This is a genomic window from Litorilinea aerophila (assembly GCF_006569185.2).
Classification (GTDB): Bacteria; Chloroflexota; Anaerolineae; order Caldilineales; family Caldilineaceae; genus Litorilinea; species Litorilinea aerophila.
This window is the reverse complement of the sequence record NZ_VIGC02000008.1, coordinates 184,679-197,564: the sequence shown is the minus strand read 5'-3', so window position 1 is coordinate 197,564 and position 12,886 is coordinate 184,679. Positions and strand designations below refer to the sequence as shown.

The 12,886-nt window shown below is 64.5% G+C and carries 16 protein-coding genes; all 16 read left to right on the top strand.

All coding sequences use genetic code 11. From position 1 onward, the window contains the following. The 16 genes from FKZ61_RS08280 to FKZ61_RS08205 all read left to right on the top strand — a co-directional run bounded on the left by FKZ61_RS08280 (window position 1) and on the right by FKZ61_RS08205 (window position 12,814). Window positions 1-1,362: an MFS transporter gene (locus FKZ61_RS08280; protein ID WP_141609610.1), complete on the top strand. Its 1,362-nt coding sequence runs from the start codon at window positions 1-3 to the stop codon at window positions 1,360-1,362. Between the two features lie 7 nt (window positions 1,363-1,369). Beyond that, window positions 1,370-2,623: a DegT/DnrJ/EryC1/StrS family aminotransferase gene (locus tag FKZ61_RS08275; protein WP_141609609.1), complete on the top strand. Its 1,254-nt coding sequence runs from the start codon at window positions 1,370-1,372 to the stop codon at window positions 2,621-2,623. Between the two features lie 390 nt (window positions 2,624-3,013). Then, window positions 3,014-3,988, top strand: coding sequence for a VOC family protein (locus tag FKZ61_RS08270; protein ID WP_141609608.1), 975 nt, complete (start codon window positions 3,014-3,016; stop codon window positions 3,986-3,988). A 76-nt stretch (window positions 3,989-4,064) separates the two neighbouring features. Then, the gene (locus tag FKZ61_RS08265) at window positions 4,065-4,532 is read left to right on the top strand and encodes a GyrI-like domain-containing protein (RefSeq protein ID WP_141609607.1); all 468 of its coding nucleotides are present in this window, start codon (window positions 4,065-4,067) and stop codon (window positions 4,530-4,532) included. 86 nt (window positions 4,533-4,618) lie between these two features. After that, window positions 4,619-5,386: a VOC family protein gene (locus tag FKZ61_RS08260; protein ID WP_141609606.1), complete on the top strand. Its 768-nt coding sequence runs from the start codon at window positions 4,619-4,621 to the stop codon at window positions 5,384-5,386. A 242-nt stretch (window positions 5,387-5,628) separates the two neighbouring features. Then, window positions 5,629-6,069: an iron chaperone gene (locus FKZ61_RS08255; protein ID WP_141609605.1), complete on the top strand. Its 441-nt coding sequence runs from the start codon at window positions 5,629-5,631 to the stop codon at window positions 6,067-6,069. Window positions 6,070-6,092: 23 nt separating this feature from the next. Next, entirely contained in the window at window positions 6,093-7,214 is a 1,122-nt protein-coding gene (locus tag FKZ61_RS08250; protein ID WP_141609604.1) for a beta propeller repeat protein, read from the top strand. Then, window positions 7,211-7,525, top strand: coding sequence for a MoaD/ThiS family protein (locus tag FKZ61_RS08245; protein WP_141609603.1), 315 nt, complete (start codon window positions 7,211-7,213; stop codon window positions 7,523-7,525). Before FKZ61_RS08250 ends, FKZ61_RS08245 begins: the two co-directional genes overlap by 4 nt. Before the next feature lie 25 nt (window positions 7,526-7,550). Beyond that, window positions 7,551-7,853, top strand: a complete 303-nt coding sequence (locus FKZ61_RS08240) for a putative quinol monooxygenase (protein ID WP_141609602.1) — start codon at window positions 7,551-7,553, stop codon at window positions 7,851-7,853. 145 nt (window positions 7,854-7,998) lie between these two features. Next, the gene (locus FKZ61_RS08235; RefSeq protein ID WP_141609601.1) at window positions 7,999-8,835 is read left to right on the top strand and encodes a VOC family protein; all 837 of its coding nucleotides are present in this window, start codon (window positions 7,999-8,001) and stop codon (window positions 8,833-8,835) included. Window positions 8,836-8,944: 109 nt separating this feature from the next. Then, window positions 8,945-9,535 carry a dihydrofolate reductase family protein gene (locus FKZ61_RS08230; RefSeq protein WP_141609600.1) on the top strand — a complete coding sequence of 197 codons (591 nt, stop codon included), beginning with the start codon at window positions 8,945-8,947 and terminating at the stop codon, window positions 9,533-9,535. A 44-nt stretch (window positions 9,536-9,579) separates the two neighbouring features. Further along, entirely contained in the window at window positions 9,580-9,984 is a 405-nt protein-coding gene (locus FKZ61_RS08225) for a YybH family protein (RefSeq protein WP_141609599.1), read from the top strand. Beyond that, window positions 9,981-10,514: a VOC family protein gene (locus FKZ61_RS08220; protein WP_141609598.1), complete on the top strand. Its 534-nt coding sequence runs from the start codon at window positions 9,981-9,983 to the stop codon at window positions 10,512-10,514. The genes FKZ61_RS08225 and FKZ61_RS08220 overlap by 4 nt, the downstream gene beginning before the upstream one ends. A gap of 73 nt (window positions 10,515-10,587) precedes the next feature. Then, window positions 10,588-11,037, top strand: coding sequence for an SRPBCC family protein (locus FKZ61_RS08215; protein ID WP_141609597.1), 450 nt, complete (start codon window positions 10,588-10,590; stop codon window positions 11,035-11,037). 277 nt (window positions 11,038-11,314) lie between these two features. Beyond that, a complete protein-coding gene (locus tag FKZ61_RS08210) occupies window positions 11,315-11,785 on the top strand; it encodes a carboxymuconolactone decarboxylase family protein (RefSeq protein WP_141609596.1) in 471 nt (156 codons plus the stop codon). Between the two features lie 138 nt (window positions 11,786-11,923). Beyond that, entirely contained in the window at window positions 11,924-12,814 is an 891-nt protein-coding gene (locus tag FKZ61_RS08205; protein WP_141609595.1) for an RNA polymerase sigma-70 factor, read from the top strand. Window positions 12,815-12,886 lie beyond the last annotated feature (72 nt).

Here is a 12,886-nt window from a genome sequence, read left to right as displayed (position 1 = left end):
ATGATGGAACCCAGTGTGCAGGAGCCCCAAGGGGGCATCCCCCCCAGACCTGGCAGAGCCGGAGAGCTTTCTCTGGCCCCCGCCGTCCCCCTGGACGGCACCCAGGCCGCGCCCCGCCAGCGCCTCCAGACCTTCCTGGCCACGGTAGCCCCGGCCCTGGGCTCCCGGAATTTCCGCCTCTTCTGGCTGGGCCAGACAGTGTCGGTGGTGGGGACGTCGGTGCAGGTAGTGGCGGAGGGCTGGCTCATCTACCAGCTCACCCAGTCCACCTTCTGGCTGGGGCTGGTGGGCCTGCTGGCTCTGATCCCGGTGGTGCCCATCTCCTTCCTGGGCGGCCTCCTCATCGACCGGGTGCCCCGGCGCAAGCTGATCCTGGCCGGGCAGGTGGGGCTGCTGGCCCAGGCAGCCACCTTCGGCCTGCTGGCCACCTTCGGACAGATTCAGCTCTGGCACATCATCGCGCTCTATTTCGTCTTTGGCGGCATCCTGGCCATCGATCACCCGGCCCGGCGGGCCTTTCTGGTGGAGCTGGTGGAGGAAAAGGATTGGGCCAACGCAGTGGCCTTGAACGCCACCGTCTTCAACCTCTCCAGCCTGGTGGGCTATGCCCTGGCTGGCTTCCTCATCGCCACCCTGGGCGCAGGTGGCACCATGCTCTTCAACGCCGCCACTTACCTGGCCCCCATCGCCGCCCTGCTGATGATCCGGGTCGCCGACAGGCCGGCTGACCGCCCGGCCCCGGCCGGGGCCGGCAACCGCGGCTCCCTGCTGACGGCCCTGCTGGAGGGCTTCCGCACCCTGTGGCAGCAGCCGGCTGTGCTGGCTGCCATGAGCCTGATGGCCGTGGTGGGCGGCCTGGCCTACCCGGTCTTTGGGCTGATGCCGGCCTTTGCCGAGGAGGTGGTGCAGACCGACGCGGTGGGCCTGGGGCTTCTGCTGGCCGCGGGTGCGCTGGGGTCGGTGGTGGGGACCGCGGCGGTGGCCCGGCTGGGCGTCCACCACCGGGGCCGGACCCTGGTCTGGGCGGGGCTGTTGCTCCCCCTGCTGGTGGCCATGTTCGCCTGGACCCGCACCCTCGTCCTGGCCTGTCTGGTCCTGGTGCTGTTGGGGACGGCGCTCCTGATCCTCCAGAGCCTGGCCATCACCCTGGTACAGGTCAACATTCCAGACCGGGTGCGGGGGCGGGTCATGAGCCTGTACAGCCAGCTCCACGCCGGTTCTGATACCCTGGGCAATGTGGCCATCGGCGGGCTGGCCGTCTACCTGGGGCTACCTCTGGCCCTGGGCTTGGGCGCCATGTTGGCCCTGATCTACGCTGTGGGCCTCCGTCTGGCGCTGCCGGCCCTGGCCCGCCTGGACTAAGGAAACCATGCCCCGCCATCTACCGCCCACGGCCGCTCCCCTGCCCCCCTGGACTGAAGTGGTCCGGGCTGCGGCTGCCGGGCCAGAAACAGAGGCGCAGTTTGCCGATGCGCTGGCCCATTCCCTGGGCGTTCCCCACTGCTTTCTGGCTGCCTCGGGGCGGACAGCCCTCTTCCTGCTGCTGCACACCCTTCGGCGACAGGCAACCTCCCCGGCCCATGGTGATACAGGCCCACGCGATGAAGTGCTTCTGCCTGCCTACACCTGCCCCTCCCTGGTCAAGGTGATCCTGGACGCCGGGCTGAGCCCCCGCCTGGTGGACATTCGCCCGGACGACCTGCAGATGGACCGGTCCGCGCTGTATGCCTCTTTGGGCGAGCGAACCCTGGCGGTGATCTGGGTCCATCCCCTGGGCATTCCCCACCCTGTGGCGCCCGTCCTGGCGGAGATCCACCGGGCCGGCGCCCGCCTGATCGAAGACGCGGCCCAATCCCTGGGGGCCCGGCTGGACGGGCAGCCGGTGGGCACTTGGGGAGATTTCGGCCTGTTCAGCTTCGGGCCGGGCAAACCCCTTTCCCTGGGCGGCGGTGGGCTCCTCTGCACCCGGGATCCCGAGGCGGCCCAGGCCCTGGCGACCACCTGGCAGCGTCTTTCCTTCCCCCGGGGGTGGCGCTCCTGGATGGCCCTGGCCCGCCTTTGGGCTTTTGGCACGGCTTTCCACCCCACCGGCTGGTGGCTGGCGACCCGGCTGGGCGCCCAGCGGGTGGGGGAGCACGAGGCCAGTTGGGGCTATGCCCGGCAGGGACTGAGCCCGGCCCAGGCCCGGGTTGGGCTGGCGCTGCTGCCCCAGTTGGAAGCCATCAACCGGCGTCGACAGGCCCACGCCCGTCAGCTCCTGGCGGGATTGGCAGAACTGGCCAGCGTCCGGGTTCCCTTGCCGGTCCAGCCGGCTCTAGCCGGACCGGCGCCCCTGCCGCGGCCAGCGACGCAGGTGGAGCCCATCTACCTGCGCCTGCCGCTGTTGGCGGAGAGCGAAGCCCGGCGGGAGGCGCTGTACCGGCGACTCCAGGAGAATGGCATCGGCGCGGGCCGGCTCTACGGCAAGACCCTGGCCGAGTACTTCCCCCAGCTGGCAGGCAACGACCATCCCGGCGCCCGGTCGGTGGCGAAGCGTCTGCTCACCCTGCCCACCCACCACCATCTGCGACCCGCCGATCTGACGCGTATGGTCGACCTTATCCGTGACCTGGCGCGAGGGTGAAGCGAACGTAGGGAGAGCTGCGCATCCGTCGCCGTCCCTTCACCCGCCTGGATGTGGCGGCAACAGGCGGGGCGAGCCCCGCTCCTACGGGACATCCTCGCCGTCCCTTGCGTCGAAAACCCCGAAAAACGAAAAAGGCGAAAAATTCATGCTTGACAAGAAGCCCAAAACATGATATTCTGTTTTAGAACATTTGTGCTAATCGGGTGCACGCGCCCACTGTCATCACCTCTTGCATCGCCTGGCGCGGCTTCGGAACGGCACAGGTAAACACAGACTGCACGGCCCTCCTCTCTGGAATCTCGCTGCGCCCTCTGTGTCTCTGCGGTGATATCTTCTTTTTTGCGCTACAGGCATTCAGTGGAAAATCCATGCAGAAGGAGTGACAGAATGACCCCACCGGCGCAGGAGACAGCCCAGAAGATCGTTCCCCATCTCTGGTTTGACCAGGAAGCCCTGGAAGCGGTCCACTTTTACACCTCCCTCTTTCCCCAATCGGCCGTCACCCATGTGGTGACCCTGCGGGACACCCCCTCTGGCGACTGCGATGCGGTCTCGTTTCAGCTGTGGGGGCAGCGCTTTGAGGCCATCAACGCCGGGCCCCTGTTTCGGTTTAACCCGTCCATCTCCTTCATGGTGAATTTCGACCCTCTGTTCTTTGGACCTTCGTCGGCTCAGACCGCAAGCCATGGGGAAAGTCCGAAAGAGGCGGCAAAAGCCCGGCTCCTGGCGACGTGGGAGGAGCTGTCCGCGGGCGGCACGGTGCTCATTCCCCTGGACCGCTATCCCTTCAGCGAGTGCTATGGCTGGGTCCAGGACCGCTACGGCCTGTCGTGGCAGCTGATCCTGACCGACCCCGAAGGCAGCCCGCGCCCTCCTATCGTGCCCTTCCTGCTGTTCACCGGCGCCAACTACGGTCAGGCAGAAGAGGCCATGGACTTCTACCGCTCGATCTTTCCGGATTCCCGGCAGGGCAGCCTGGTCCGCTATGGCCCGGGGCAGGAGCCCAACCGGGAGGGCACGGTCATGTTCGCGGACTTCATGCTGGCAGGCAGCTGGTTCGCCGCCATGGACAGCGCCGAGGACCATGGGTTCACCTTCAACGAGGCCATCTCGTTCATGGTCTATTGCCAGGATCAGGCCGAGATCGACCACTATTGGGAGCGCCTGTCCGCCGTGCCGGAGGTCGAGCAGTGTGGATGGCTCAAGGACCGCTACGGCCTTTCCTGGCAGATCGTGCCCACGGCGATGGACAGGATGATGCAGGACCCGGATCCGGAGAAGCTGGCCCGGGTCACCCAGGCGTTTTTGGCCATGAAGAAGCTGGATATCGCGGCCCTGGAGAAAGCATACCGGGGAGCGTAGACGGGCTCATCGGGGCCAGGGGACGCCAGGCGGCAGCCCCCAAAACCCTCCCCCCATTCGTAGAAAGGACTATCCGATGGAACCCCAGATTGTCGAAAAAGAAGCCTTCACCGTGGTGGGCATGCAGATCCGCGCCCGGCCCATGGACCCCGCGATCCCCCAGCTTTGGGATCGCTTCGTGCTCCGCATGGACGAAATTCCAGGGGTGACCGAGCCCGGCGTCACCTATGGGCTGATGGATGCCATGGACCAGGAGACCGGCACCTTCCGCTACATGGCCGGCTGTGCCGCAGCGCCGGAAGGGGCGTTGCCTGCCGAAATGTCCCGCTGGGAGGTACCGGCCAGCACCTACGCAGTTTTCCAGGCCACCCTGCCCACCCTGGGGGATGTCTTCGCCGCTATCTACCAGCAATGGCTGCCGGCCTCGGGCTATCAGCCAGGCGGCGACTTCTGCTTTGAATGCTACGACGAAACCTTTCATCCGGACGATCCCGCAGCCACCCTCTCCATCTATATCCCTGTCACGTCCAGGGAATCTTCGTAACGCATCCGTGCCTGGCCGCCTCCACCGCAACCTGTGATCCCTGTCCACGGCGGCATTATTTATTCCATGACCCAAGGAGGTCAACCATGGCCATACAGACCCACAAACGTGCCCCCGGTACGCCCACGTGGATGCACCTGATGACGCCGGATCTGGAGGCGGCGAAACAGTTTTACCGGCAACTCTTCGGCTGGACCTATCTGGACACCGGCCCGGACTTCGGCCACTACCACTTCGCCCGGGCCCGGGACCACGACGCTGCCGGCCTGGCGGGCATGCAGCCCGACGACCAGATGCCGTCGGCGTGGACCATCTACCTGGCCAGCGACGATGTGGCAGCCGATGCAGCCCGGGTGGCTGACCTGGGCGGCCAGGTGATGGTGCCACCCATGGAGGTGGGCGACACCGGAAGCATGGCCATCTGCGTGGATCCCACCGGCGCGGTCTTCGGCCTCTGGCAGGCTGGCCGGCACATCGGCGCATCCATCGTGAACGAGCCCGGCGCCATGACCTGGTTCGAGGTCAACACACCCAACGCCGAGGCAGCCCGGGACTTCTACAGCCAGCTCTTCGGGCTGACGGCCCACAAGATGGAGGGCATGGACTACTACACCCTGCATCGGGGAGATGAAACCCTCTTCGGCGTGTTGCAGATGGACGAGAACTGGCAGGGCATCCCGCCCCACTGGATGGGCTATTTCGCGGTGGACGACACCGACGCCAGCCTGAAGCGGCTCCAGGAGGCGGACGGCTCCATCCGGGTTCCGCCCTTCGATACGCCCTACGGCCGCATGGCGGTCGTGGCCGACCCGTTCGGCGCTACCTTCAGCATCATCCAATTGACGGAAATGTGATCCCAGACCTGGCTCGTAGAGGAAGTTGGGCCTCGTCCACCCCCGTCGGAGTTGGCCCACGGGACGCTGCTGTAGGGGCGTGAAGTCAATCATGGCTTCCCTGCCCAAGGAGTTCTATCACCGCAGAGGGCGCAGAGGAAGCCCAGAGAGGGCTCAGAGAAGACTCAGCGTGCTCTGCGTCCCTGCGGTGTTCTTGCAGGAGAGTCAGTCCATCATGTTCCGATGAGAAAGTGAGAAGTGGAATGGCATCCAAGCAGGACAAAGGCTTCACCGCAGAAGAACGGGCCGCCATGCAGGAGCGCGCCCGGGAGCTGAAGGCGGAGAAGCGGGCGAAAAAGGGCAAGGCGGACGGAGAACAGGACGTGCTGGCCAAGATCGCGGAGATGGAGGAGCCGGACCGGACCATGGCCGGGCGGATCCACGCCATCATCAAAGACAGCGCGCCCGAGCTTGCGCCCAGGACCTGGTACGGGATGCCCGCCTACGCCAAAGATGGCAAGGTGGTCTGCTTTTTTCAGAGCGCGCAGAAGTTCAAAGCCCGCTACGCGACCCTGGGCTTCAACGATGCAGCCAACCTGGACGACGGTGCCATGTGGCCGGTCGCCTTTGCGCTGAAGGAATGGACCCCTGCGGTAGAGGAACAGATCCGCGCGCTGGTGAAAAAGGCGGTCCGCCAGTCGTAACCACATGAAAGGGGAATCAGGCCATGAGCAACGTTCGGGTATTGGTGGGCACCAAGAAGGGGGCATTCATCCTGACGGCCGACGGACAGCGCAGCCGGTGGCAGGTCAGCGGCCCCCACTTTTCCGGCTGGGAGATCTATCACCTCAAGGGATCCCCGGCCGATCCCAACCGCATCTACGCGTCCCAGTCCACCGGCTGGTTCGGGCAGTTGATCCAGCGCTCCGACGACGGCGGCCAGAGCTGGCAGCCCGTGGGCAACGAATTTCGCTACGAGGGAGATCCGGGCACCCACCAGTGGTACGACGGCACCCAGCACCCCTGGGAATTCCAGCGGGTCTGGCACCTGGAACCTTCCCTGACCGACCCCGACACCGTCTACGCCGGGGTGGCGGACGCGGCCCTGTTCCGCTCCACCGACGGCGGCCAGAGCTGGCAGGAGCTGCCCGGCCTGCGGGCGGTGAAGGGGCACCTCTGGCAGCCTGGGGCCGGCGGGCTGTGTCTGCACACCATCCTGCTGGATCCGACCGATCCCAACCGTCTCTTTGTGGCCATCTCTGCGGCCGGGGCCTTCCGCAGCGACGACGGCGGCCAGAGCTGGCGCCCCATCAATCGGGGCCTCCAGGCCGGCTCCGAACTGCCCGATCCCAATGCCGAAGTGGGCCACTGCGTCCACAGCATCGCCATGCACCCCGCCCGGCCCCAGGTGCTCTTCATGCAGAAGCACTGGGATGTCATGCGCAGCGACGACGCCGGCGATCTGTGGTATGAGATCAGCGGCAACTTGCCCAGCGACTTCGGCTTCCCCATCGCGGTCCACGCCCACGAGCCGGACACCGTCTTCGTGGTCCCCATCCAGAGCGATTCGGAGCACTACCCGCCCGAGGGGAAGCTGCGGGTCTATCGGGGGCAGCGAGACGGGGAAGGCTATCGCTGGCAGGCCCTCAGCCACGGGCTTCCCCAAAGCCACTGCTATGTGAACGTCCTGCGGGATGCCATGGCCGTGGATTCCCTGGAGCCGTGTGGCATCTACTTCGGCACCACGGGTGGCCAGGTTTACGCTTCGGCCGACGGCGGCGACCACTGGACGGCCCTCGTCAGCCACCTGCCGCCGGTGCTCTCGGTGGAGGTGCAGGTGCTGCCATGATTCGGGTGGTGCTTCCCCATCATCTGCGCAACCTGGCCGGCGTGGACAAGGAGGTCCAGCTCCAGGTGGATGGGCCGGTCACCCAGCGGGCGGTGCTGGATGCGTTGGAGGCGGCCTACCCCATGCTGCGGGGTACCATCCGGGATCATGCCACCCGGCGGCGCCGGCCCTTCGTGCGCTTCTTCGCCTGTGGTGAGGACCTTTCCCATGAGCCCCCGGACGCGCCCCTGCCCGAAGCCGTTGCCACCGGCGCCGAGCCCTTCCTGGTGGTGGGGGCCATGGCCGGCGGGAGAATGGCAATGGAAAAGTGAAACCAAACAGAAAGGGATGAGACTGATGTACGGCTTGATCGGGAAGATCCAGGTTGTCCCCGGCCAGCGGGACGCCCTGATCGCCATCCTGCTCGACGGCGCCCGGGAGATGCCAGGCTGCCTGAGTTACGTGGTCGCTCAAGACTCGACCGATCCCGACGCCATCTGGGTCACGGAGGTGTGGGACCGCCAGGAGAGCCACGCCGCGTCGTTGACCCTACCCTCGGTGCAGCAAGCCATGGCCCGCGGCAAGCCCCTGATCGCCGGCTTTAGCGAGCGTTGCGAAACCGTGCCCGTAGGCGGCCATGGTCTGGCGACGGTTCCCTGAACATCCCATGGAGTGACGGGGATATCCGCCACGGGTTCCAATGATTGTGGAAGGCGGGCTGACGTGCTTGGCATGATGCCCCATCCCAGTGACCCGCCGCTGAACGCCGGGGCGTCAGCCGCCCCTACCGAAACTGGAGGCATCTATGAGCGAACTGTTTGTCCCACGTATCGGCGCCGTCTTCAGCGCGGATATCGCGGTCCCCGAGCACGAGCGGGAGGTGCGCTTCTACTCACGAGTGCTCAGCACAGGTGAGCATCCCCTCTGGCGCGAGGAAGATCTGATGAACAACCTGGGCATGCCCATCATCGGCCTGGGCGCGCGCAGCGCGGAACTGGCTCACCTGCCGATCCAGTGGATGCCCCACATCCAGGTCGCTGATGTGCGGGGCAGTGTACAGCGTACCCTCGATCTGGGCGGGAAGGTGCTGATGCATGCCAGAGACAACGATGGAACGAGCCAGTGGGCCGTGCTGCTCGATCCGAATGGGGCGGCGTTCGGTATTATCCCGGTCATTCCGGCCGAGATGATCCCCCCAGCCCAGCCCGAGACGGCAGACCCGGTGGGTCGCATCTGTTGGCTCGATCTGACTGTCTCCGACGCCGCCGCAACGCGCGACTTCTATCGGCAGGTGATAGGGTGGTCGGTGCAGAACATAGCGCTCGAAGACGGGGATGGGCCCTACGCCGACTACAACATGCTCGACGATGATGACAAGCCGGCGGCGCGAATCTGCCATGCACGCGGTGTGAACGTTGAGCGCCCGCCGGTCTGGCTGATCTACCTGCCTGTGGGCGACCTCGCCGAAAGCCTCCGTCGGGTTCAGGAGGAAGGGGGCAGGTGCATCCAAGTGGCTCGAAAAGCAGGTGGGGAGTACGTGTATGCGGTGGTTCAGGATCCGGTGGGAGCATACCTGGCCTTGATGGCAGGGTCTGAGGTCGATAGCCTTGCAGATCGAGAAGGTCTCATCACCGAATCTTGAGGCGCGCTCCCCTGCCGGCAGACGCCGCTCGGTGTCCTCGGCTTGCCTGTGGGTGGTGCGCGGGTCATTCACCAGATCGAACATCATGGCCACGTAAACAGGAGAAACCATGAAGACGCTCATCACCGAATTCATCAGCCTCGACGGGGTCGTCCAGGCGCCGGGCGCCCCCAGTGAAGACACCGACGGCGGCTTTGCCCACGGCGGGTGGATGGGGAAGTACTTCGACCCGGAGGTCATGGGCGGGACGTTCGACACCCTGGCCAAGCAAAGCGACGCCCTCCTGCAGGGTCGGCGTACCTATCAGGTGTCGGCAATGGCCTGGCCCAGCCGGTCGGGTGACGACTTCTCCGACTGGATCAACCGCGTGCAAAAGTACGTGGTCTCCGACACGCTCACCGAGGCGGACATCACCTGGCACCCGACCACCATCATCCGCGGCAAGGACTTTCTGAAGACCGTGGCCGATCTGCGGGCGCAGCCGGGCGGCTACATCTATGTCTATGGTAGCCCCACGATGGTACAGTCACTCCTGGCTGCCGACCTGGTGGACGAGCTGGTGCTCACGGTCGTGCCCCTCATCATCGGCAGCGGCAAGAAGCTCTTCCCGGCGATGGACGAGCCGTTGCCGTTCGAGCTCGTTTCAGCGGCGAAGGCAAGCACCGGCGCCCAGGTCTGCCGCTATGTACGGGCACGGTGATGGTTGTTGCATGTTTCATCAAATGCCAAAGGGTTATGAGCCTTATGGACACCAATGCAGAAAAATCAGACATCGAACGCGTGATCCGCTCCTGGGAGCGGGCCATTCAGCGTGGTGACATGGAGGGCATCCTCGCCAACCATTCAGAGTCCGTGCTCATGTTCGACGTCCCCGAGCCCCTTCAATCCGAGGGGCTCGACGCGTATCGAAAGACCTGGGAGCTCTTCTTTCGCTATGGTGCACCGGATCGAGAAGTATTCGTCCTCGAAGACCTGCGCATCACGGCAGGTGACAACGTTGCCTTTGCAACCGCGCTGTTACGCATCGGCGGCTCTTCCGAACCGGTGTGTCGCCTGACGTTGGGCTTAACGAAGCGCAACGGCGCATGGCAGATTGTGCACGAGCACCACTCGGCTCCCCACAAGCTCAATAGCGAGGTCAGCCAATGAAAGCGATTACCGTGTGCCTGGGATTCAACAAGAACCTCGAGGAAGCCGTCGCCACGTACGTCGAACTCTTCAACAAAGTGTTCGGGAATTCGACGATTCTGGGACGAAGTTACTTCGGCGAGCAGGAGGTTGCAGCGCTGCGGCAGGTGCCGGAGATGTCCGAAGACATCATGCCCGGCGTGGCCGGTGACGTGAAAACCATTCGCTTCACGCTCAATGGGGAGGAAGTGGTGGCCTTCCGGGGTGGGGCTTACTTTGGAAAGTTCCACGAGAGCATGTCGCTCTATGTCTCATGCGAGACCCAGGAGCAGATTGACAGGCTCTGGGAGGTTCTTTCCGAAGATGGCGAGGAACAGCCTTGCGGGTGGGTTAAGGACCGCTTCGGTGTGTCCTGGCAAATCGTGCCATCTTTCGTCTGGGAAGTCGACCAGGGCCCGGACCGGCAGAAAGCGGAGCGCATGAACATCGCCCTGTTCGGGATGAAGAGAATAGACATTGCAGGGTTGAGAAATGCAATGGAAGGGCGATGAAATGAGATTCTCGGCTAACAACAGGACGGCGCTAGCCATATGCACGCTTTCTCTCTTCACGGTGGAGCAAATTATGAATAAGAACCTGATTGCCAGAGCTTCCATCACCATAAACGCACCTGTCGAAAGGGTCTGGGGTGCATTGGTGAATCCTGAGGCCATCAAACAATTCATGTTCGGTACCCATGTTGTCACGGACTGGCGCGAAGGGAGCCCGATTACCTGGAAGGGAGAGTGGCAAGGCAAATCGTATGAGGACAAAGGTGTGATTCTGCGGTTCGAGCCACCGCGAGTACTCCAGTATAGTCATTTCAGCCCCCTCTCCGGTCTGCCTGACAAGCCGGAAAACTATCACACGGTGACAATTGAGTTGTCGAACGAGGGAAACCAAACCCACGTCTTACTGTCCCAGGACAATAATGCGACTGAGGAAGCACGCGAGCATTCGGAGAGGAATTGGGAAATGATGCTGGCGGCCCTGAAGAAGTTCTTGAAACGATCTCCGCCCGGAGGCCCTGGCTGAATACATCGAAGAGTTGCAGCGCCGGATGGGCCTCCGGCGCGCGGGACAGAGCCCTTTGCAACCCCGTTTTTCCGCCATTGACACGGCGGGAAAACGGGGTCTTTTAAAACCCCACCCGCCAAGGATGTTGCATGAGCCCTGGCGGCATTTGGCGCCGACGTTGGCCGATGCGGCAGGTACCCAACCAGCCGGATGTCACATTTCGAGCGGCTGTTTCGTCTTATGTTTGCGAGATGCGAATTATGTCTGCGGGATGTGAAGAAAGGAGCTGTCTCCTATGCCACCACGCATCGACTACGCCCATGTCGCCCCCGAGGGGATCCGGACCCTACACGCGCTGGAGCGCTATCTGGCGACCTCGACGATCGAGCGCCCGTTGCGCGAGCTGGTCAACCTTCGCGCTTCGCTGATCAACGGCTGCGCCTATTGCATCGACATGCACACCAAAGACGCACGCGCCGCTGGCGAGAGCGAGCAACGCCTGTATGCCCTGGCTGCCTGGCACGAGGCGCCGTTCTACACAGAACGCGAGCGCGCTGCGCTGGCCTGGACTGACGCGGTCACACGGGTAAGCGAAACCCATGTGCCCGACACACTCTTCGCGGAGGTACGCCGACACTTCAGCGAGCAGGAGTTGGTCGATCTGACGCTCGCGGTGGTCGCGATCAACGGCTGGAACCGTCTCTCGATCAGCTTCCGTCCCGAGGTGGACAGCTACCAGCCGCGCGCGGTGGCTATCAGCAAGTAACGCGCACCCGCAGGAGATGGGGCGCTACCTGGCGACCTCGACGACCGTCTGGCCGCCCTTCGCCGAACGGTGATTACCACCCGCGCGGCCTGTGATTCGTCTTTATTCGGGGAATGGTAAAACGCAGGCTTACAACCGATGACCCATAACGCTGACACCGAAGCGCTGGTGCACGAATTCGACCGCTACCGGCCGGTGTTGTTCGGCCTGGCGTATCGTATGCTCGGCAGCGCCATGGATGCCGAGGACATCCTCCAGGAGGCTTTTCTGCGCTGGCAACAATCACCGCGCCACACGGTGCAGTCGCCGCGTGCCTTCCTGATGACGATCGTCACCCGGCTGTGCCTGGATGCGCTGCGCGCCGCGCGAACGCGCCGGGAGCACTACGTCGGCCCCTGGCTGCCCGAGCCACTCGTCTCGACCGGCACACCCGACCCGACGGCGCGCGCCGAGCAGGAGGAGACGCTGTCGTTTGCCTTTCTGCTGCTGCTCGAGCGGCTCACTCCGCTGGAGCGGGCGGTGTTCATCCTGCACGAGGTGTTCGGCTACAGCTACGACGAGATCGCCGGGTTGATCGGCAGCAACGGGCCGCACTGCCGCCAGCTCGGCCACCGGGCGCGCCAGCGCCTCAGCACCGAGCGCCCGCGCTTCCGGGCCGACCCGGCGCAGGCCGAGCAGGCAGCGCGCGCGTTTGCCCGCGCCTGCGCCGCCGGCGACCTGCAAGGGCTGCTGGCGATCTTCGCCCACGACATCGCGCTGTGGACGGATGGCGGCGGCAAGGCCCGCGCCGCGCGCAATATCATCTACGGCGCAGATCGGGTAGCGCGTTTCTTCGTGGGCATTATGCGCAAGGCCGGACGCATGATGACTTTCGAGCGCGCCTGCGTGAACGGACAGCCAGGCCTGCTGGTGTGGATCGATGGTCGGCTCGATCGCGTCTATGCGTTCGACTTTGACGCACGGGGCCGCATCCAGGCAGTCTACGGCGTGCTCAACCCCGATAAGCTGTGCGGTATCACACGCGGCTGAGAAGCGTAGCGCCAACATCCCTTAGTAGTAATAGGTCGTGGCGCACGGTGGCATGATTGGGGCTCGGAGGTG